Here is a 20,004-nt window from a genome sequence, read left to right on the forward strand (position 1 = left end):
AGTTAGTGGAGAGATCACCTTGGTAGAGTACGTAGTTTCCCTCGATAAGCTCGGCAAACACGATGTTGAGCATGTGGGGGGCAAGAACGCATCCCTGGGCGAGATGATCAGCAACCTTGCAGGTGCCGGTGTTTCGGTGCCTGGTGGCTTCGCCACCACCGCTCAGGCTTATCGTGATTTCCTGGAACTGAGCGGCCTGAACCAGCAGATTCACGACGCCCTTGATGCCCTGGACGTCGACGACGTGAATGCCCTGGCCAAGACCGGTGCCCAGATCCGTCAATGGATCATGGACGCCGAGTTCCCTGAAAAACTGAACGCCGAAATCCGCACCGCATTCGCCACACTGTCCGCCGGCAATCCCGACGTGGCCGTGGCCGTGCGCTCTTCCGCTACCGCCGAAGACTTGCCGGACGCTTCTTTCGCCGGTCAGCAGGAAACCTTCCTGAACATCCGTGGTGTCGAAAACGTCATTCGCGCCGCCAAAGAGGTGTTCGCCTCCCTATTCAACGATCGCGCGATTTCCTATCGCGTGCATCAGGGCTTCGACCACAAGTTGGTTGCCCTGTCGGCCGGCGTACAACGCATGGTCCGCTCCGAAACCGGCACTGCCGGCGTGATGTTCACCCTCGATACCGAATCGGGCTTCCGTGACGTGGTGTTCATCACCGGCGCCTACGGCCTGGGTGAAACCGTCGTACAAGGCGCGGTGAACCCGGACGAATTCTACGTTCACAAACACACCCTGGCCGCCGGTCGCCCGGCCATCCTGCGCCGCAACCTGGGCAGCAAGGCCATCAAGATGATCTACGGCGACGAGGCCAAGGCCGGTCGTTCGGTCAAGACCGTCGATGTGGACAAGGCCGATCGCGCGCGCTTCTGCCTGACCGACGCTGAAGTCAGCGAGCTGGCCAAGCAGGCGATGATCATCGAGAAGCACTACCAGTGCCCGATGGACATCGAATGGGCCAAGGACGGTGACGACGGCAAGCTGTACATCGTGCAGGCCCGTCCGGAAACCGTGAAGAGCCGTACCCAGGCCAACGTCATGGAACGTTACCTGCTGAAAGAAACCGGCACCGTGCTGGTGGAAGGTCGTGCCATTGGCCAGCGCATCGGCGCCGGCAAGGTCCGCATCATCAAGGACGTGTCCGAGATGGACAAGGTCCAGGTCGGCGACGTACTCGTCTCCGACATGACCGACCCGGACTGGGAACCGGTCATGAAGCGCGCTAGCGCCATCGTCACCAACCGTGGCGGTCGTACCTGCCACGCGGCGATCATCGCCCGTGAGCTGGGCATTCCGGCCGTGGTCGGTTGCGGCAACGCCACCGAGCTGCTCAAGGAAGGCCAGGGCGTGACCGTTTCCTGCGCCGAAGGCGACACCGGTTACATCTTCGAAGGCGAGCTGGGCTTCGACATCAAGAAGAACTCCGTCGACGCCATGCCGGACCTGCCGTTCAAGATCATGATGAACGTCGGCAACCCGGACCGTGCCTTTGACTTCGCACAGCTGCCGAACGCTGGTGTGGGCCTGGCCCGCCTGGAGTTCATCATCAACCGTATGATCGGCGTGCACCCCAAGGCACTGCTGAACTACGACGGCCTGCCGCAGGACATCAAGGACAGCGTCGACAAGCGTATCGCTGGCTACGACGATCCGGTCGGCTTCTACGTCGAAAAACTGGTCGAAGGCATCAGCACCCTGGCGGCGGCGTTCTATCCGAAGAAGGTCATCGTGCGTCTGTCGGACTTCAAGTCCAACGAATACGCCAACCTGATCGGCGGCAAGCTGTACGAGCCGGAAGAAGAGAACCCGATGCTGGGCTTCCGCGGCGCTTCGCGTTACATCAGCGAATCGTTCCGTGACTGCTTCGAGCTCGAATGCCGCGCCCTCAAGCGCGTGCGTAACGAGATGGGCCTGACCAACGTTGAAATCATGGTGCCGTTCGTCCGTACCCTGGGCGAAGCGAGCCAGGTAGTGGATCTGTTGGCCAAGAACGGCCTGTCCCGTGGTGAAAACGGCCTGCGCGTCATCATGATGTGCGAGCTGCCGTCCAACGCCATCCTGGCCGAAGAGTTCCTCGAGTACTTCGACGGTTTCTCCATCGGCTCCAACGACCTGACCCAGCTGACCCTGGGCCTGGACCGTGACTCCGGCATCATCGCGCACCTGTTCGACGAGCGTAACCCGGCGGTCAAGAAGCTGCTGGCCAACGCCATCGCCGCGTGCAACAAGGCTGGCAAGTACATCGGCATTTGCGGTCAGGGCCCTTCGGACCACCCGGACCTGGCCAAGTGGCTGATGGAACAAGGCATCGAAAGCGTTTCGCTGAACCCTGATTCCGTACTGGAAACCTGGTTCTTCCTGGCTGAGGGTCAGGCTTCGGCTTGATAGTGTATGAACGGCTCGCTCACTGTAGGAGCGAGCTCGCTCGCGATGGACGTCAACGATAACGCGTTTATCCTGGATAAACGTGGTGTCCCGAAGTTCCTCGCGAGCAAGCTCGCTCCTACAGGGGGTGGCCGTTTTAGAGATTCAAGCAGGGCGGGCTCCTCTGGATGCCGCCCTTTTTTGTGCAAGAGATTATGCAAAGCAGCAGCAACCTATTTCCTGTCGCCCTGATCAGCGCCGAGCGGCGCGGTGATCTGAGCGAAGATGTCTACCGACTCAAACCCGGTAACAGTCCCGACTACACGGTCGAATTGGCTGTGACGCGTCTGGGCATGGCCGATGAATCGGCATCCCGTGGCGTGCCGGTCATACTGTTGCACGGCAGTTTTTCCAATCGACGCTTCTGGTTCTCGCCCAAAGGCCTGGGCCTTGGTGCCCATTTGGCCCGCCTGGGGTTCGATGTGTGGATTGCGGAGATGCGCGGTCACGGTTTGTCCCAGCGCAACCAGAACTATCGCAAGAACAGCGTCGCCGATTACGCACGTTACGATCTGCCGGCCATTGGCGCATTCGTGCGCGAGCAGAGCGGCCAAATCCCGCACTGGATCGGCCATTCGCTGGGCGGCATTACCCTGGCGGCCGCATTGGGTGGTGAGTACATCGGTGAGCCCGTTGTCGCCTCCGCAGCGTTCTTCGGCACCCAAGTGAGCCGCACTTATTGGCCGCTGAAAATTCCACCGGTGGAGTGGAGCGGGCGGTTCATTCTCAAGCGTTTTGCCCAATTGTCCGGTTCACGGCTCAAGCGCGGCCCGGAGGACGAGCCGATTGGCCTGGCCCTGGAAAGCATGCGTTGGTTTGGCCTGTTCGGACGCTTCGGCGATGCCGACAAGGATTGGTGGGCAGGACTGGCCGAGGTCAAGTTGCCGGTGCTCGCGGTGAGTGCCGTGGGCGATCATCAGGACCCGGCCTGGGCATGTCGCAAGTTGTTCGAGCAAGTGGGTTCCGAGCACAAGCAATTCATCAATCTGGGTCGCGAGCAGGGCTTTGGCGAGAATTTCGGTCACGTCGAAATGCTGGTGAGCAAAGCCGCACAGGCTGAGGTCTGGCCCTTGGTGGCTCGCTGGTTGGCGGATCAACAAACGCCGTTGCTCGGTGAAAATGCGGATTTGGCCACGGCCATCTAAGATAGGCGCTCTAACAGAGGCATTTCGCTCTGGTTGGCTTGCGGCTAAGATATGACGCATTGAGCTGTTCTGGTCATTTTCGATGACCGAATCGTCAGTGATGTTCTTGCTGTCTCCCTCATTACAGGAGTTTCTCGATGAACCATTACCTCACGCCTGACCTGTGCGACGCGTATCCGGAACTGGTACAGGTGCTGGAACCGATGTTCAGCAATTTCGGCGGTCGCGATTCCTTCGGCGGCGAAATCGTGACAATCAAGTGCTTCGAAGACAACTCGCTGGTCAAGGAGCAGGTCGAACTCAAGGGTAATGGCAAAGTCCTGGTGGTCGATGGCGGTGGCTCCCTGCGGCGCGCGCTGCTGGGCGACATGCTGGCAGAGAAAGCGGCGAAAAACGGTTGGGAAGGGCTGGTGATCTACGGTTGCATCCGTGACGTGGACGTCATCGCGCAAACCGATCTTGGGGTTCAGGCCCTGGCCAGCCACCCGATGAAAACCGACAAACGCGGGATCGGCGACCTGAACGTGGCCGTGACGTTCGCCGGCGTGACCTTCCATCCTGGTCAATACATTTATGCGGACAACAATGGCGTGATCATCTCGCCCAGCCCGCTGAAAATGCCTGAATAAATCCCCGATTGACTGAAGGAATGCGGATGTTCGAGGAAGAAAACGCGCAATGGGGGCTGGTACATGCCCTGGTGCTGGATGGTAAAGGCGGCGCGCGTTCGATAGCCCGGACAGAACTCGATGACTTGCAGCTGCAGGCCCATGAAAGCCTGTGGCTGCACTGGGATCGCAGTCACCCGCAAACCCGGACCTGGCTGCGTAAATCCAGCGGTTTGAGTGAGTTCAGCTGCGACCTGCTGCTGGAAGAAAATACCCGTCCGCGTCTTTTACAGCTTTCCGACAGCGAGCTGCTGCTATTTTTGCGCGGGGTCAACCTCAATCCGGGGGCTGAACCGGAAGACATGGTCTCGGTGCGGATCTTCGGTTCCGCCCAGCGGGTCATTTCCTTGCGTTTGCGGCCATTGCGCGCCACCGAGGAACTGCTGGTGCAACTGGAGGAGGGCAAAGGACCAAAAACCGCGTCCGAACTCATCCTTTATATGGCGCAGTACCTGACCAACAAAGTGCAGGATCTGGTCAGTTGCCTCTCGGAAGTGGTCGATGAGGAAGAAGAAAAGCTGGATGCCGACGAACGGTACGCCCCGGAACATGGAGAGGTTCTGCAGATCCGCCGTCGGGCTGCTGCGTTGAAGCGCTTTCTCGCTCCGCAGCGGGATATTTTCGGTCAACTGACTCGGATCAAATTGTCTTGGTTTGTCGAGGACGATGGCGATTACTGGAATGAGTTGAACAACAGCCTGACCCGTTATCTCGAGGAGCTGGAATTGACGCGCGAGCGCGTGGGGCTGGTCCTGGAGGCTGAAGACCGAAGATTGAGCGTGCGCATGAATCGTACGATGTATCGCTTCGGGATCATCACCGGGATTTTTTTGCCGATGAGTTTTCTGACCGGTCTCTTGGGTATCAATGTCGGGGGAATTCCATTATCCGGAAGCCCATATGGCTTCCTCGTTGCATGCCTGCTGATGGTCTCGGTGGCGCTCGGGCAATGGTGGATGTTTCGACGTTTGCGTTGGGTCTGATGGAAAGCCATGTGACCCGACCAAATTTCGCCGCGTCTTTCACAGACATCACGAGAGGTGCGTATGCACGATCCGTTTGAACAGTCTTTGCGCGACATGCTCAACGCATCACCGTCCACCCGGGACGACGATGCATGCCTTGGGCGTGTACTGAAAACCGCCAATCGCCAGGTTGGCGCCGGTGATTTGTTCAGCCTGCTGGGCCGTTGGTTGCCCGCGCTGATGATCGCCCTGAATAACGGATCGGCCCACGTGGCGCCGGTGTCCCGTCTTCGTAAACCTACCGCTCGCACTGCTGATAAGGCTGATTGAATATGGAACTTGATCTCTGGACACAGAGCCTCGTCACCGCAATGACTGCGCTATGGACCAAGGTTGCTAACTTCATTCCGAACCTTTTCGGCGCACTGGTCGTGCTGCTGTTGGGTTTTGTCGTGGCCAAACTACTGGACACGCTGCTTTCCAAACTGCTCGCCAAACTGGGCCTTGATCGCCTGATGGGCGGCACCGGCTTGACCAAATTGTTGTCCCGCGCGGGCCTGCAAGTACCCATCTCGACACTGATCGGCAAGATCGTCTATTGGTTCGTTCTGCTGATTTTTCTGGTTTCTGCGGCAGAATCCCTTGGTCTTGAGAGAGTTTCAGCTACGCTCGATATGCTGGCGCTGTATTTGCCGAAAGTGTTCGGTGCCGCGCTGGTGCTGTTGGTGGGCGTTTTGCTGGCGCAATTGGCCAATGGCCTGGTGCGTGGAGCGGCAGAAGGTGTAGGCCTGGACTACGCTTCGGGCCTTGGGCGAATTGCCCAGGGTCTGGTGATCATCATCAGTATTTCGGTTGCGATCAGCCAGTTGGAGGTCAAAACCGACCTGCTCAACCATGTGATTGTGATCGTTTTGATTACCGTTGGTCTGGCGGTTGCGCTGGCCATGGGCTTGGGAAGCCGGGAAATTGCCGGTCAGATTCTTGCGGGAATCTATGTGCGTGAGTTGTATCAGGTTGGGCAACAAGTGCGTGTTGGAGAGGTCGAAGGGCAGATCGAAGAGATCGGCACGGTTAAAACCACATTGCTGACCGACGAGGGTGAGCTAGTCTCTCTTTCCAATCGGATCCTGCTTGAACAGCATGTGAGTAGCCGCTAACCCGGCAAATCCTGCTAATGTATGCCGCCGCAAAATGCCGCCTGATGCTGGCTGCGGCGGACATTGACCTGACTGTCGGCACGACTTGTTTTGAATAAAGCCCAATCGCTATCCATGCGCTACGACCCCCGCGAGCTCTCTGATGAGGAGTTGGTCGCGCGCTCGCATACTGAGCTGTTTCACGTAACGCGCGCCTATGAAGAATTGATGCGGCGTTACCAACGAACATTATTTAACGTCTGTGCGCGATATCTCGGGAACGATCGTGATGCAGATGATGTCTGTCAGGAGGTCATGTTGAAGGTGCTGTATGGCCTGAAGAACTTCGAGGGCAAATCGAAGTTCAAGACGTGGCTATATAGCATCACGTACAACGAGTGTATTACGCAGTATCGGAAGGAACGGCGAAAGCGTCGCTTGATGGACGCATTGAGTCTGGACCCCCTTGAGGAAGCGTCTGAAGAGAAGGCGCCGAAACCCGAGGAGAAGGGCGGACTTGATCGCTGGCTGGTGTATGTGAACCCGATTGACCGAGAAATTCTGGTGCTACGATTTGTCGCAGAGCTGGAGTTTCAGGAGATCGCAGACATCATGCACATGGGTTTGAGTGCAACAAAAATGCGGTACAAACGCGCTCTAGATAAACTGCGTGAGAAATTTGCAGGCATTGCTGAAACTTAGTTCGGCGCAAATATCTCATACGTGTAGGCAACTTCTGATAGAATTGCCGCCGAGTTGTCCCCCGGTTTGCGGGACTGCTTCACAATCACCAGATGGGGATTTAACGGATGAAACTGAAAAACACCTTGGGCTTGGCCATTGGTACTCTCATTGCCGCCACTTCGTTCGGCGCTTTGGCACAAGGCCAAGGCGCAGTTGAAGGCGAGCTCAACTACGGGAAAAAGTACAACGACAGCGTTAACAACGTTGAAGATGGTTACACTCCTGGCGCTTCCATCGGTTACTTCTTGACCGACGACGTGTCGTTGAACGCGACCTACAACAACGATGACTACACCCGTTCGAACAACGGCACTGGTCATCAGAAAATCGAAGGCGACCAGTTTGGTCTGAACGCCCAGTACCACTTCAACAACGCTGGCGATGCTCTGCGTCCATACGTTCAAGGTGGTGTAAAGCACGGCAGCATGACCAACGTAGCGGCTGACGGCCACAGCGGTCGTGACCAGTCGACTTTCCTGACTGCAGGCGGTGGCGTTAAGTACTACTTCCTCGAAAACGTCTACGCCCGTGCTGGCGTGGAAGCTGACTACAAGCTGGACAACGGCCGCTGGGACTACATTCCGTCCGTGGGTCTGGGCGTGAACTTCGGTGGCGGCAACAAGCCAGCTGCTGCTCCAGTTCCAGCTCCAGAAGTCTGCTCCGACAGCGACAACGATGGCGTTTGCGACAACGTCGACAAGTGCCCGGACACCCCAGCCAACGTAACCGTTGACGCTGATGGCTGCCCAGCTGTTGCTGAAGTCGTACGTGTTGAGCTGGACGTGAAGTTCGACTTCAACAAGGCGGATGTCAAGCCTAACAGCTACGCTGACATCAAAAACCTGGCTGACTTCATGAAGCAGTACCCATCCACCACCACTACTGTTGAAGGTCACACTGACAACGTCGGTCCTGACGCTTACAACCAGAAACTGTCCGAGCGTCGTGCAAACGCCGTTAAACAAGTTCTGACCAACCAGTACGGTGTTCAATCGTCCCGCGTTCAGTCCGTTGGCTACGGCGAATCCCGCCCAGTTGCTGACAACAAAACTGACGCTGGCCGCGCTGTAAACCGTCGCGTAGAAGCGCAGGTTGAAGCTCAAGCTAAGTAATTAGCTCGCAGCTCTGAGAAAAGCCCGGCTTAGGCCGGGCTTTTCTTTGTCTGCGATTTGGTGCGGTCACTGAAGGGATCGCAGCCTGCGGCAGCTCCTACAGGGCGACGCATTCATTCAGGCAGCCCACGTGATCGTTCGAGTCCATCGCGAGCAAGCTCGCTCCTACAAGGCCACGCATTCCAATGTAGGAGCTGCCGAAGGCTGCGATCTTTTGATCTTCTGCGCTGCAACGTCGCCGATCACCAGAATCGCCGGGCTTTTCAGCTCAAAAGCGCAGGCATCTTCTTCCATCGCTGTCAGATTGCTCCAGCATTCGCGCTGTTGCGGCAATGAAGCGTTTTCGATCATTGCCACTGGCATGTCCGTAGCCATTCCACCGGCCAGCAGTTGCTCGCGGATTTCGCTGAGCTTGGCCACGCCCATATAGATCACCAACGTCGTGCCGCTCTGGGCCAGTGCCTGCCAGTTCAGGCTGCTGCCGTCCTTAGTGTGGGCGGTGACCAACGTTACACCCCGTGCAACACCGCGCAGCGTCAGCGGTATATCGCATTGCGTGGCGCCAGCGAGCCCGGCCGTGATGCCATTGACCAGTTCGACTTCAACCCCGCGTTCACGCAACCAAAGCGCCTCTTCACCGCCACGCCCGAAGATGCAGGGGTCTCCACCCTTGAGTCGCACCACACATTTGCCCTGGCGCGCATAACGCAGCATCAGACGATGAATGAACGCTTGCGGTGTGGAGCGGCAACCGCCGCGTTTGCCAACCGGAATGATCCGCGCGTTGTCGCAGTGTTCGAGGACGGCGGTATTGACCAAATCATCGATCATCACCACATCCGCCTCTCTCAAGGCCCTGACGGCTTTGAGCGTCAGCAACTCAGGATCACCAGGCCCCGCACCCACCAACCAGACTTTTGCGTTCATAGTGTTTTCCTCACGAGTTGATGGTGATCTTTTGTAATCAGTTGAAAATCAGCCATGGAACAGCAAAAACAACAGCACCAGATTTGCCAGCATCGACAGCAGCGCCAATGTCCGCCACACCTTCAACGGCTCGCGTTCGAGCAGCGGGCGAGGGCGCACGTTCAAGCTGCGCCGTTCACCCTGTTCAATCAGCAGTAACCATTCCTCGGCTGTTTCAAAACGCTGACCGGGATCGGCGGCAATCGCGCGCTCCAGGCTTTGTGTCAGCCACTCCGGCAGGTCGGGCCGATAGCGGCTGGCGCTGACCGGCACACCGAATCGTGGGCGTTGGAAGGCTTCGATTTCGCCGTAGGGGAAATGCCCCGTCAGCAGGTAGTACAAGGTCACGCCAACCGCATACAGATCCTGTTGCGGTGTGGGTGCATCACCGCGAAACGCCTCCGGAGCGATGTAGCTGGGGGTTCCTGGCAGCGTGCAAAGTTGGTCTTCAGACAGGCCTGGGCAGTAGGCCAGGCCGAAATCCAGCAGGCGCAACTCGCCATCGTCCCCCAGCAACAGGTTCTCCGGTTTGATATCGCGATGCAGAATCTGCCGGCGATGCAGCATGCCGATTGCTCGAAGCAAGCGCTCGGCCAGGTCCTGCCATTGCGCCAGCGGCAGTGGCCCGACCTGTTCATGCAGTTGCGCCAGGGTCGACCCGCAGTATTCGCGCATCACGTAGTACAAATGCTGTCGCTGAGCGGCGGCATGGACTTCAGGGAAATGCCGCCCGGCCACGCGCTTGAGAAACCATTCTTCGGACAGCAATGCCTGGCCGGCCTGATGGTCATCGTGCAATCGGCCGGGCAGGGTTTTCAGTAGCCAGGGTTGATGCTGACTGTCGCGCACCCGGTAGAGCAGTGACTGCTGGCTTTGGCCAACTATCCCTTCGACCTGCCAGCCTTCGAAATCCTGGCCGGGTTTGAGTGCCGGTGGGAGGGGCCATTGCTGCAAATGAATCAAGGCATCGCCAATGCTGGTTTCGCCCAGGCCATCGACTCGTACCAGCAGGGCGCTGGCGTTGTCCTGGCTGCCGGCCAGGTGTGCTGCGCTGACCAACGTTTGCGCGGCGCTGTGCAGGTCCGGTTGATCGCGCAGGATAGCGGCAATGGCGGTGTCGCCCAGTACCGCCCAGATGCCGTCGCTGAGCAGCACAAAGCTTTCGTCCTGGCGCAACTCGCCATCGAGAAAATCCAGCACCAGGTGTTGATCCAGTCCCAGCGCTCGCTTGAGGACGTGTTGCATGCCCGGTTGATCCCAAACGTGATCTTCGCTGACGCGTTGCAATTGATCGGCGTGCCAGCGGTACACCCGGCAATCGCCTACGTGGGCCAATGTAAAACGCCTGCCTCGCAGCACCAGAGCGCTCACAGTGGTCAACAGCGGTTGCCCGCCACCGTTGGCCTGCAACCAACGGTTCTGCGCCAGCAGCAGGCGATCAAGCGCTTGCGCGACGCCCCAGGTTTCGGGCGTGGCGTAGTAGTCCAGCGCCAGGGCCTGCAAGGTCGAGCGAGCCGCCAGGCCACCATCGGCGCATTGGCTCACGCCATCAGCGATGGCGAACAGGTAGCCCTTGCTGGCCGCCAGCGCCGGGGCGGGCGTGACCAGGCGCAGGGCATCCTGATTCTCTTCGCGAGGGCCGGTGGCGCTGGCTTCGGCGAAACTCAATTGCAGGCTCATTAAGACCTCAAACCCGCGCAGCGGTCACTGCAGCCGAACCCCAGGTGGTTCTCCAGCGGCGTTTCACACCGTGCAGGCCAAACCAGGCGAGCAGCGCAAGGCTGGCGAACAACCACAAGGCCAATTGGTAGCTGCCGGTACTTTGCTTGATGGCACCCATGCCCGCTGCCAACGCAAAACCACCGATACCGCCCGCCATGCCGATCAGACCGGTCATGACGCCGATCTCACGACGAAAACGCTGCGGGACCAGTTGGAAAACCGCACCGTTGCCTGCACCCAAACCGAGCATCGTGCACACGAATAGCGCCAGGGCCGCGTAGGAGCTTGGCAAGTTGAAGCCGACGGCGGCGATGCAGATCGCCGCAACGGTGTACATCCCCAGCAGGGTGCGAATACCACCGAAGCGATCTGCCAGGGCGCCGCCCAATGGACGCATCAGGCTACCGCCGAATACACAGGCGGCGGTGTAGTAGCCGGCGGTCACCGGGCTCAGGCCATATTGGTCGTTGAAGTAGCCGGGCAGGGCGCTGGCCAGGCCGATGAAGCCACCGAAGGTCACGCTGTAGAAAAACATGAACCACCAGCTGTCGCGGTCGCCCAGGGCCTTGAAGTAGTCGGCCATCGACTTGGCTTTTGGCCGCTCTGGAGCATTTTTGGCCAGCCAGGCGAAAACGATGAGGGTGAGAATCAGCGGGATCAGCGCGAAGCCGAACACATTGCTCCAGCCAAATGCCGCGGCCAGTACCGGCGCAATCAGTGCGGCAAGCACGGTGCCGGAGTTCCCAGCGCCGGCAATGCCCATGGCTTTGCCTTGATGCTGCGGCGGATACCATTGCGATGCCAGCGGCAGGGCTACGGCGAAAGACGCGCCAGCCATGCCGAGGAACAGTCCCAGCACCAGCGCTTGCTCGTAGCTGTGAATGCCCAGCTTCCAGGCACCGAACAGCGCGCAGATCACGATGACCTGGCCAATCAGGCCAGCGGTTTTCGGTGACAGGCGATCAGCCAGCATGCCCATCGCGAAGCGCAGAACGGCCCCCGCCAGGATCGGTGTGGCGACCACCAGCCCGCGTTGTTGGGTGGTCAGGTGCAAGTCGCCGGCGATCTGCACCGCCAGAGGGCCGAGCAGATACCAGACCATGAAACTCAGGTCGAAATAGAGGAAGGCTGCGAACAGTGTCGGGGTATGGCCGGATTTCCAGAAGCTTGAATTCATCGCGCACCTCAGCTGATAGGAGTCTCGAACGGGAGTCAGGTGGGGCGCCGCAGGGCGGCACCACCGGCCCCGGGCTATGGGGCCAAAACAAAAAAACGCCGCTACCTGATTCGCCGTGGGGCAAATGAGGTGAGCGACGTCTTTGTCGTAGGTGGGGCAACCGCCGTTGGTTACCTGTAGTGATTACTTAGCGAGATCTGTGCCATGTGGGCGTTTCCTGGTGAAAACCAAAAAGATCGCAGCCTTCGGCAGCTCCTACATTTGAAATGCATACCCCTGTAGGAGCTGCCGCAGGCTGCGATCTTTTAAAGGTCAACCCAGCAATTCACTCATGGCGATAATCTGCTCTGCCACCTGAATCAGCTTCTGCTGCCTGCTCATGGCCTGGCGGCGCATCAGGGTGTAGGCCTCTTCTTCGTTGCAGTCCTTCATTTTCATCAGCAGCCCTTTCGCCAGCTCAATGCGCTTGCGCTCGGCCAGTTGCTGGTCACGGGCATGCAATTGCGCGCGCAGGGCCTGGTCGCTTTCGAAGCGCGCCATGGCGACGTCGAGAATGGGCTGCAAGCGTTGTGCGTGAATGCCCTCGACGATGTAGGCGCTCACTCCGGACTTGATCGCCTGGCGCATCACATCGGGGTCATGTTCGTCGGTAAACATCACGATGGGCCGTGGCTGGTCGCGGCTGACCAACACCACTTGCTCCATGACATCGCGGCTGGGTGACTCGGTATCGATCAGAATCACATCCGGACGCACCGTTTCGACGCGTTCGGGCAGGTCGATGGTCAGGCCCGATTCGTCGATGACCTCGAACCCGGCCTCGGTCAGGGCGGCTTTCAGGCGTCCGACTTTTTTCGCGGTGTCGTTGATCAGCAGGATACGCAACATGTTCGCAGTCTCCTGTCAGCAGCTGGCGAGTCGGGGCGAGCTGTCGCTCATGGCGTGCAACTTGAAGCTGCGGGCATAACCGACCGGATCCGAACCGTCCCAGACCTTGCCGTCAATCAACTGGCTGCTACGCATATCGTTGCTCAAGGTGGCGACCCCAACAGCACTGGCGGCCTCACGGTACAAGTTTAGTTGCTGGACCTGGCGGGCGACCGCGAGGTAATCCGGGTCATCGCGCAACAAGCCCCAGCGACGGAACTGGGTCATGAACCACATCCCGTCTGACAGATAAGGCAGGTTGACTGCGCCTTCCCCGTGGAAACGCAGGGTGTGCGGATCCTGCCAGCAATTGCCCAGGCCGTCGGCATAGTCACCCAGCAAGCGCGGTTCAATGCATTCGAGCGGGGCGTCGAGGTACTGCGGCGCACTCAACAATTGCGCGGTACTGCGACGGTTCTCGGTGCTTTCTTCGATAAATCGACTGGCTTGCAGTATCGCCATGACCAACGCTCGGGCGGTATTGGGGTACTGCTCGACAAAGGCGCGGGTGCAGCCCAGGACTTTTTCCGGGTGGTCGGGCCAGATCGTCTGAGAGGTGGCCAAGGTAAAACCGAGGTCACGTTGCACCGCGCTGGCGGACCAGGGTTCACCCACGCAAAAACCGTCGATACGCCCGGCTTGCAGGTGCGCGACCATTTGTGGCGGCGGCACCACGACGCTGTCGACGTCCAACAACGGATGAATCCCCTGGCTGGCGAGCCAGTAGTACAACCACATGGCGTGGGTGCCGGTGGGAAAGGTCTGGGCGAAGGTGAGTTTTGGGCGAGTTTGGTGCACGTGGCGATCGAGTGCTTCAGGACTGGTCACGCCCAGTGCCTGCAAGTCGTGGGAAAGATTGATGCTCTGACCGTTCTGGTTCAGGCCCATGAGCACGGCCATGTCTGTCGGTGCCACGCCGCCGATGCCCAGGTGCACGGCATAGATCAAGCCGTACAGGCTGTGGGCGGCGTCGAGTTCGCCGCTGACCAGTTTGTCCCGCAGGTTGGCCCAGGACGGCTGGCGCTTGAGGTTCAGGGTCAGGCCGTAGGGCTGGGCAAAGCCCTGAGTAGCAGCCACCACCACCGAAGCGCAGTCGCTGAGTGCCATGAAACCGAGGTTGATTTCACTCTTTTCCGGCGCATCGCTGCCATTGACCCAGGCCAGAGGGCCGAATGAGGGTTCGTTCATCGAATGTTCACCTTGCAAAAAACACCTTGCAAAAAAACGTCGTCCCAGGCGCTTGCTCGCACGTGCAAGGCCGGGTGACGACGCCATTGTCCTGGCACGCATTCCACCATTGGCGTGCGTGCTGATGCCCAAGCAGGTGCAAGGCATATGCCAGCCCGGATTTCATCAGCTTTGCATCAGGATTCAACGCGCCCTGTTCTGCATCCTGCCGACCTCTATCGTCAGGTCGCAAAGGAGATTGGCGTGCCCATCGAATCACTACGCGCCACAGGGTTTCCTGATACCCGTCTCAGCGAGGGCGTGCTGCATTTGCGTGTTGCCCCATCCGCCGTTTGTCTGGCTCCTGCGCAAGGCGCGTCGAAGTGCTGCCTGCCGGCCGGCTGGGAAGGACTGATTGCGCTGAGAGGTGGAGTTGAGGTCAACGGCTGCGTCCAGACCCTGCCGATTGCACAGGCGCCGCTGGTGAAATTGCAGGTGTTTGTTGATCTGGCCAATGCGTCGGCCGATCAACGATGCGGTCAGGCCCCTTGGGCGGTGTTGCCGGTGGCATATACGCAAGTGCAAACGGAGCAGGCGCTTGAGCGCTGGTATCTCCAACAGGCGATGGCCGGTGGTGAGGCCTATCAGGCCTTTGCCAGCATGTTGCGCCATACCGAGAGCTACGGGCTTGTGCGTTTTCTGCTGGAGCAGGGCACCCACAGCGAAAAACTGACCACCCTGGCGCAACGCTACGGGGTTTCGGTGTCGCATTTTCGTCGCCTGTGCAGGCAAGCGTTGGGCACGGCGGCCAAGCCTGCCTTGCGCGGCTGGCGTACGGCCCAGGCGTTGTTGAACATGAGTCTGCAGGAAGGCTCTCTGACGGATGTGGCGCTGGAGTTCGGTTTTGCCTCTTCTTCGCATTTCTCCAAGGAGATCCGCGAACTGGTGGGTTTCCCTCCCAGCAGCCTGGCCGACATTACCTACCTTCCAGGCAAGTGAGCCAATGAACCGCCCAATTCCTTTTCTGTACATTTTGCCCTTATGGCTGAGCGCCGCCTTGATGATTGCGCCGTTTGGCGCGCACGCCGCTGTCTATGATTTCGAGGCTCGCGAGCAAAGCGCGCGGACGTTTTTCAGTGAGTTGTCCGGCTCGTTGGGCAAGCCGGTGATCGTCAGCAAGGCGGCAGCGGTCAAGCGAGTGTCCGGCACCTTCGATCTGCGCACGCCACAGCGCACCTTTGAACGAATCGCCCAGCAGATGGGCTTGATCTGGTACAGCGACGGCCAGGCGATTTACCTGTACGACGCCCCGGAAATCAAAAGCTCGATGGTGTCACTGCAGACCTTGACCGTGGCCAGGTTGCAAGGGTTCCTGGAGCGTTCCGGATTGCACGACGGTCGTTATCCACTGCGCCATGACGGCTTGCGGACGTTTCATGTGTCGGGCCCGCCGATGTATGTCGATCTGGTGGTGCAAGCGGCCGGGATGATGGACAACCAGCGTTCGGAACTGCTGCTGGGCAAGCAACAGATCGGCGTTATCCAGGTTCGCAACACTTTCGTCAGCGACCGTCACTATGAGTTGCGCGATAACAAGGTGACCATCCCCGGGTTGGCCACCGTGATCGAGCAGTTACTGCGTGGCGAAAAGCGCGAGGTCGAACCGTCGGTGGCGCAAGCCCAGCCGGAGCGCCCCCAGGCTTTGATGCCGGCGTTTCCACTGGAAGGCCTGTCGAGCGCGCCTTCGGACAAGGACCCGGCCGCACCGCGAATCATTGCCCGGGAAATGGCTGCGGGCAACATACGGGTGGTCGCCTATCCCGACACCAACAGCCTGCTGGTCAAGGGCTTGCCGGAGCAGGTGCGCTTTATCGAGAACCTGGTGAGCGCGCTGGACACGCCCAAACGGCACGTCGAGCTGTCGCTGTGGATCATCGATCTGCACAAGGATGAACTCAATCAACTGGGCCTCAACTGGCAGGGCACGATCAATTCGGGCGGAACATTTTCCGCATCCCTCAATGCGGGTTCCGCAACCACCCTCGATGGCGCGTCGTTCGTCACCCAGGTCATGGCGCTGGAACGCACCAACCGGGCGAACGTGGTGTCGCGGCCGGTCATTCTGACCCAGGAAAACGTGCCGGCCATCTTCGACAACAACCGCACGTTTTACGCGCCTCTGGTCGGTGAGCGCAGTGTCGACTTGCAACACGTGACCTACGGCACGCTGGTGAATGTACTGCCGCGCTTCGCCCAGAAGGACGAGGTCGAAATGTCCCTCAATATCGAGGACGGCAACGAAGTCGAAAAGCCTGATCAGGACAAGCAACCGGGCACCTTGCCGACTGTCGGGCGCACACGGATCAGCACCGTGGCGCGGGTGCCCCAGGGCAAGAGTCTGTTGGTGGGCGGTTTTACCCGCGACGACAACAGCGAGCAGGTCGGCCGTATTCCGGTGCTGGGCTCCATTCCATGGGTCGGGCGTTTGTTCAGCTATCGACAGAGCCGCTCGGCCAACACGGTGCGGGTGTTCCTGATTCAGCCCAAGGAAATTCGCGACGCACTGGAACCCGGCAGTCCGGAGCCAGCCTCGCGCCTGTTGACCCCGGAGCAGCATGAACGGGTGCGTCGCAGTTATTTTCGGACGGCGCATCAATGATCCTGCCGGCGATATCCACAGGCGGCCGGTCTGCCCAGGCACGGCTCAATACCGAGAAGGCTGCCGAACATCCGCAGCCTCAAGGGGATGTCGACCTCGACTTCGACGACAGCGGTACCGCCGCCGCAGTCCAGCGCTTTGTGCAGATCAGCGACGAGATGTCGGCGGCACTGGCGCAGTTTCGGGGGCGACGGCATTTCGAGCTCAAGTCCGACAGCCTGCCCGACAACTTCGAACGGGTGCTGGACGACGACACCGTGCCCAAGGCGCGGCAGATACTGAGCCTCGCACGATTGGCGGACAAGCCGGTGACCTGGCTGCTGGAAATGGCACGCAGCATGTTTCCCGATGACAGTGATCTGGCCCTGGTGCTGCGCGAACTGTTGCGCCGCAAGAAACTGGAAGCGCGCACCCGTCAGCGGCTTGAAACGCTGTTGCAGACAGTGGTCGCCCAAGCCTCTCCGAAACGCCTGAATGCCGGGATCAACACTGCGTTGAAAGCCAGGATGTTCGGCGCGCACACGGCGGTGCGCGCGGCACTGTTGCGTGAGACCTACCGCGATTTTCTCGAGTCCGACGAAGGTGCGCTCAGTTGTTATCAAGACTGGATCGCACTCTACGGACCCGACCAGCGCATGAACGTGCTGACGTTTATCGAAGCCGCGTTGCTCACCGATATCAGCGCCCAGGACCCCAGTTGCTCGCGCGCCGAATTCGGTGATCTGTTGGCCATGGTCAACGATCTCAAGCGTTTGCGTTCAGCCGATAAGCTGTTCGTTGGCAGCCTGCTCGCCGATGCGCTCATCTGCCGGCACAACCCCCATGAACCCGACTGGCTGGTGTTTCTGTTCGGTGTGCTGAGCTACCCCGATGACCTCGACCAACTGTTGCTTGGCGCATTGGGCGAACGCGTGCTGTTGAGTACCCACCATGAGCGTTCGGCCTTGTTGCAGACATTGCGCCGGCTCTGCCTGCACTTGCCCGAGCCGCTGTTTACCGATGAAGAGGCGCCGCAGCGCCTGGCACAACAGTTCACCCGTCTGGCGGACATTGCCTACGCCCACGAGTGTGTCGAACGACGACGTCTCGGCGGTTGCCCATGAATTTTTCCCGGAGCTGACCTGCCATGCTCAATGTATTTTTGCGAAACGTCGGCGCTCGCCCGGAGCTGCTGATCCTGACGTTGATGGTGATGATCATCGCCATGCTGATCATTCCCCTGCCGACGGCGCTGGTGGATTTTCTCATCGGCCTGAACATCGTCATTTCCCTGCTGGTGTTCATGGGGTCGTTCTACATCGAACGCATCCTCAGCTTCTCGACTTTCCCGGCCCTGTTGCTGTTGACCACGCTGTTTCGCCTGGCACTTTCGATCAGCACCAGTCGGCTGATCCTCAGCCAGGCCGATGCGGGCGAGATCATCGCCTCCTTCGGCGAGTTCGTGATCGGCGAAAGCCTGGTGGTGGGCTTCGTGATCTTTTCCATCGTCACCATCGTGCAGTTCATCGTGATCACCAAGGGCTCGGAGCGGGTGGCGGAAGTCGCGGCGCGCTTCTCCCTCGATGGCATGCCGGGCAAGCAAATGAGCATCGACGGTGACCTCAAGGCCGGCGCCATTACCGCTGAGGAGGCCAAGGAAAAACGCAGTGTGCTGGAGCGTGAAAGCCAGTTGTACGGCTCGTTCGACGGCGCGATGAAATTCATCAAGGGCGACGCCATCGCCGGCATCATTATTATTTTCGTCAACTTCATCGGCGGCATGGCCATTGGCGTCGGGCAAATGGGCATGGACATGTCCACGGCCCTGTCGACCTACACCCTGTTGACCATCGGTGATGGCCTTGTCGCGCAGATTCCGGCCCTGCTGATCGCCATCGGTGCCGGCTTCATCGTCACCCGGGTCAATGGCGACGACAGCAACCTGGGGCGCAACATGCTCGCGCAAATGCTCGGTCACCCCTTCGTGCTGGGTGTGACGGCGTTGCTGGCGGTGGGTGTCGGCCTGTTGCCCGGTTTTCCGCTGCTGACCTTCTTGCCCATCGCCGCCGCTCTCGCACTCGTGGTGTTGGTTCGACATCGCAAATCCACAAGGGCCGAGGGCCAGCCTGACAGCCGTGCGCCGTCGGCGCAGGGCGATGCCATGCAGAATGGGTCGGGCTTGCTCGAAGACATCGACAACATCGCCACCGAAACCATCCCGCTGATGTTGTTGGTGCCCACGGCGCGCCTGGAAGAGTTGACCAAGGCGCGCTGGGCGGCACGTTTTCGCAGCCAGTTTTTCGTCGATTACGGCCTGCGCATTCCCGAACCGCAGATCCGCGCCAGCGAAGCATTGCCGGCGCATCAAGTGGCGGTGCTGATCAACGAAGTGCGCGCCGAGCAGTTCGATATCCATTTCGATCACTGGCGCCTGCTCGACTATTCACCGGAGCTGGAGTCCCTGGGGCTTGGCCTGGTGCGCGGCAATGACAGCAACCGCGTGGGGGGTGTCTGGGTCAACGCCGCTGAACGCGAGCGCGTCCAGCAGCTTGGATATCTGCTGCGCCCGGCGGACGAGGAGTGCTATCGCTGTCTGGTGACCTTGCTGGCGCGCAACATCCAGGAGTTCTTCGGCGTCCAGGAAACCAAGCAATTGCTGGATGAAATGGAAACCCGCTGCCCGGATCTGCTCAAGGAAGTCTATCGCCACGTCACGGTGCAGAAGATCGCCGAAGTGCTGCAGCGCCTGATTGGCGAGCGCATTTCGGTGCGCAACATGAAGCTCATTCTTGAATCCCTGGCCCATTGGGCCTCCCGGGAAAAGGACGCGCTGGCACTGGTCGAGCACGTTCGCGGCACGATGGCCCGCTACATCAGCAACAAGTTTGCCCAGGGCAATGACCTGCGCGTGATGCTGTTGTCAGCGGAGTTCGAAGAGGTGGTGCGGCGCGGGATCCGGCAAACCTCGGCCGGCAGTTTCATCAACCTGGAACCTTGCGACTCCGAAGAGTTGATGGATCGCCTGAGCGTCGCCCTCAACGGTGTGCACATCGCCCAAAAGGACATGGTGTTGCTGTGTTCGGTCGATGTGCGGCGCTACATCAAGAAGCTGATCGAGGGGCGTTTTCGCGAGCTGGACGTGATGTCGTTCGGCGAAGTCTGCGAAACCGTCTCGGTCAATGTGATCAAAACCCTGTAAGGAA

At 59.5% G+C, this 20,004-nt stretch carries 17 protein-coding genes; 12 read left to right on the top strand and 5 right to left on the bottom strand.

The features are described 5' to 3' along the window. Positions 1-19: 19 nt before the first annotated feature. The 8 genes from ppsA (at position 20) to ACRESJ_RS08925 (ending at position 8,204) form a co-directional block, all read left to right on the top strand. Entirely contained in the window at positions 20-2,395 is a 2,376-nt protein-coding gene (ppsA, locus tag ACRESJ_RS08890) for a phosphoenolpyruvate synthase (protein WP_431757598.1), read from the top strand. A 194-nt stretch (positions 2,396-2,589) separates the two neighbouring features. Then, the gene (locus ACRESJ_RS08895) at positions 2,590-3,579 is read left to right on the top strand and encodes an alpha/beta fold hydrolase (RefSeq protein ID WP_431757578.1); all 990 of its coding nucleotides are present in this window, start codon (positions 2,590-2,592) and stop codon (positions 3,577-3,579) included. Positions 3,580-3,716: 137 nt separating this feature from the next. Beyond that, positions 3,717-4,208, top strand: a complete 492-nt coding sequence (gene rraA, locus ACRESJ_RS08900; protein ID WP_053157411.1) for a ribonuclease E activity regulator RraA — start codon at positions 3,717-3,719, stop codon at positions 4,206-4,208. A gap of 26 nt (positions 4,209-4,234) precedes the next feature. After that, positions 4,235-5,230 carry a zinc transporter ZntB gene (locus ACRESJ_RS08905; protein ID WP_431757579.1) on the top strand — a complete coding sequence of 332 codons (996 nt, stop codon included), beginning with the start codon at positions 4,235-4,237 and terminating at the stop codon, positions 5,228-5,230. Positions 5,231-5,293: 63 nt separating this feature from the next. After that, positions 5,294-5,542: a hypothetical protein gene (locus ACRESJ_RS08910; RefSeq protein ID WP_008017601.1), complete on the top strand. Its 249-nt coding sequence runs from the start codon at positions 5,294-5,296 to the stop codon at positions 5,540-5,542. Between the two features lie 2 nt (positions 5,543-5,544). Further along, positions 5,545-6,369, top strand: a complete 825-nt coding sequence (locus ACRESJ_RS08915; RefSeq protein WP_008048604.1) for a mechanosensitive ion channel family protein — start codon at positions 5,545-5,547, stop codon at positions 6,367-6,369. A gap of 90 nt (positions 6,370-6,459) precedes the next feature. Next, positions 6,460-7,050: an RNA polymerase sigma factor SigX gene (gene sigX, locus ACRESJ_RS08920; RefSeq protein ID WP_075949123.1), complete on the top strand. Its 591-nt coding sequence runs from the start codon at positions 6,460-6,462 to the stop codon at positions 7,048-7,050. 107 nt (positions 7,051-7,157) lie between these two features. After that, complete coding sequence (locus tag ACRESJ_RS08925) at positions 7,158-8,204, top strand: OmpA family protein (RefSeq protein WP_431757580.1); 1,047 nt, start codon at positions 7,158-7,160, stop codon at positions 8,202-8,204. A 165-nt stretch (positions 8,205-8,369) separates the two neighbouring features. On the opposite strand, the gene cobA is transcribed toward ACRESJ_RS08925, so the two are convergent. From cobA to ACRESJ_RS08950, 5 genes are all read right to left on the bottom strand, one after another. Next, positions 8,370-9,131, bottom strand: coding sequence for a uroporphyrinogen-III C-methyltransferase (gene cobA, locus ACRESJ_RS08930; RefSeq protein ID WP_431757581.1), 762 nt, complete (start codon positions 9,129-9,131; stop codon positions 8,370-8,372). A 48-nt stretch (positions 9,132-9,179) separates the two neighbouring features. Beyond that, complete coding sequence (locus tag ACRESJ_RS08935; RefSeq protein ID WP_431757582.1) at positions 9,180-10,850, bottom strand: protein kinase domain-containing protein; 1,671 nt, start codon at positions 10,848-10,850, stop codon at positions 9,180-9,182. A gap of 7 nt (positions 10,851-10,857) precedes the next feature. Next, entirely contained in the window at positions 10,858-12,069 is a 1,212-nt protein-coding gene (locus tag ACRESJ_RS08940; RefSeq protein ID WP_431757583.1) for a nitrate/nitrite transporter, read from the bottom strand. Between the two features lie 312 nt (positions 12,070-12,381). Beyond that, entirely contained in the window at positions 12,382-12,957 is a 576-nt protein-coding gene (locus tag ACRESJ_RS08945; protein WP_008056396.1) for an ANTAR domain-containing response regulator, read from the bottom strand. Positions 12,958-12,972: 15 nt separating this feature from the next. Further along, positions 12,973-14,184, bottom strand: a complete 1,212-nt coding sequence (locus tag ACRESJ_RS08950) for a CmpA/NrtA family ABC transporter substrate-binding protein (protein ID WP_431757584.1) — start codon at positions 14,182-14,184, stop codon at positions 12,973-12,975. A 243-nt stretch (positions 14,185-14,427) separates the two neighbouring features. Between ACRESJ_RS08950 and ACRESJ_RS08955 the strand changes: the two genes are divergently transcribed. The 4 genes from ACRESJ_RS08955 to ACRESJ_RS08970 are packed head-to-tail and all read left to right on the top strand — an operon-like array spanning position 14,428 to position 20,000. Next, positions 14,428-15,162 carry a helix-turn-helix domain-containing protein gene (locus ACRESJ_RS08955; protein ID WP_431757585.1) on the top strand — a complete coding sequence of 245 codons (735 nt, stop codon included), beginning with the start codon at positions 14,428-14,430 and terminating at the stop codon, positions 15,160-15,162. 4 nt (positions 15,163-15,166) lie between these two features. After that, positions 15,167-16,822 carry a type III secretion system outer membrane ring subunit SctC gene (sctC, locus tag ACRESJ_RS08960; protein WP_431757586.1) on the top strand — a complete coding sequence of 552 codons (1,656 nt, stop codon included), beginning with the start codon at positions 15,167-15,169 and terminating at the stop codon, positions 16,820-16,822. Continuing rightward, on the top strand, positions 16,819-17,925 hold the full coding sequence (gene sctW / locus ACRESJ_RS08965; RefSeq protein ID WP_431757587.1) for a type III secretion system gatekeeper subunit SctW: 1,107 nt from the start codon (positions 16,819-16,821) through the stop codon (positions 17,923-17,925). Before sctC ends, sctW begins: the two co-directional genes overlap by 4 nt. 23 nt (positions 17,926-17,948) lie before the next feature. Beyond that, on the top strand, positions 17,949-20,000 hold the full coding sequence (locus tag ACRESJ_RS08970) for an EscV/YscV/HrcV family type III secretion system export apparatus protein (RefSeq protein ID WP_431757588.1): 2,052 nt from the start codon (positions 17,949-17,951) through the stop codon (positions 19,998-20,000). Positions 20,001-20,004: the final 4 nt, after the last annotated feature.

Origin of the sequence: Pseudomonas sp., assembly GCF_050739655.1 — a bacterium.
Taxonomy (GTDB): Bacteria; Pseudomonadota; Gammaproteobacteria; order Pseudomonadales; family Pseudomonadaceae; genus Aquipseudomonas.

What these genes read in the sequence shown, in the direction of transcription:
- ACRESJ_RS08940 (WP_431757583.1), bottom strand. Translation starts at nt 12,069, where the DNA reads ATGAATTCAAGCTTCTGGAAATCCGGCCATACCCCGACACTGTTCGCA.
- ACRESJ_RS08910 (WP_008017601.1), top strand. Translation starts at nt 5,294, where the DNA reads ATGCACGATCCGTTTGAACAGTCTTTGCGCGACATGCTCAACGCATCA.
- ACRESJ_RS08970 (WP_431757588.1), top strand. Translation starts at nt 17,949, where the DNA reads ATGCTCAATGTATTTTTGCGAAACGTCGGCGCTCGCCCGGAGCTGCTG.
- ACRESJ_RS08915 (WP_008048604.1), top strand. Translation starts at nt 5,545, where the DNA reads ATGGAACTTGATCTCTGGACACAGAGCCTCGTCACCGCAATGACTGCG.
- ACRESJ_RS08945 (WP_008056396.1), bottom strand. Translation starts at nt 12,957, where the DNA reads ATGTTGCGTATCCTGCTGATCAACGACACCGCGAAAAAAGTCGGACGC.
- ACRESJ_RS08935 (WP_431757582.1), bottom strand. Translation starts at nt 10,850, where the DNA reads ATGAGCCTGCAATTGAGTTTCGCCGAAGCCAGCGCCACCGGCCCTCGC.
- ACRESJ_RS08895 (WP_431757578.1), top strand. Translation starts at nt 2,590, where the DNA reads ATGCAAAGCAGCAGCAACCTATTTCCTGTCGCCCTGATCAGCGCCGAG.
- cobA (WP_431757581.1), bottom strand. Translation starts at nt 9,131, where the DNA reads ATGAACGCAAAAGTCTGGTTGGTGGGTGCGGGGCCTGGTGATCCTGAG.
- rraA (WP_053157411.1), top strand. Translation starts at nt 3,717, where the DNA reads ATGAACCATTACCTCACGCCTGACCTGTGCGACGCGTATCCGGAACTG.
- ACRESJ_RS08950 (WP_431757584.1), bottom strand. Translation starts at nt 14,184, where the DNA reads ATGAACGAACCCTCATTCGGCCCTCTGGCCTGGGTCAATGGCAGCGAT.
- sctW (WP_431757587.1), top strand. Translation starts at nt 16,819, where the DNA reads ATGATCCTGCCGGCGATATCCACAGGCGGCCGGTCTGCCCAGGCACGG.
- sctC (WP_431757586.1), top strand. Translation starts at nt 15,167, where the DNA reads ATGAACCGCCCAATTCCTTTTCTGTACATTTTGCCCTTATGGCTGAGC.
- ACRESJ_RS08925 (WP_431757580.1), top strand. Translation starts at nt 7,158, where the DNA reads ATGAAACTGAAAAACACCTTGGGCTTGGCCATTGGTACTCTCATTGCC.
- ACRESJ_RS08905 (WP_431757579.1), top strand. Translation starts at nt 4,235, where the DNA reads ATGTTCGAGGAAGAAAACGCGCAATGGGGGCTGGTACATGCCCTGGTG.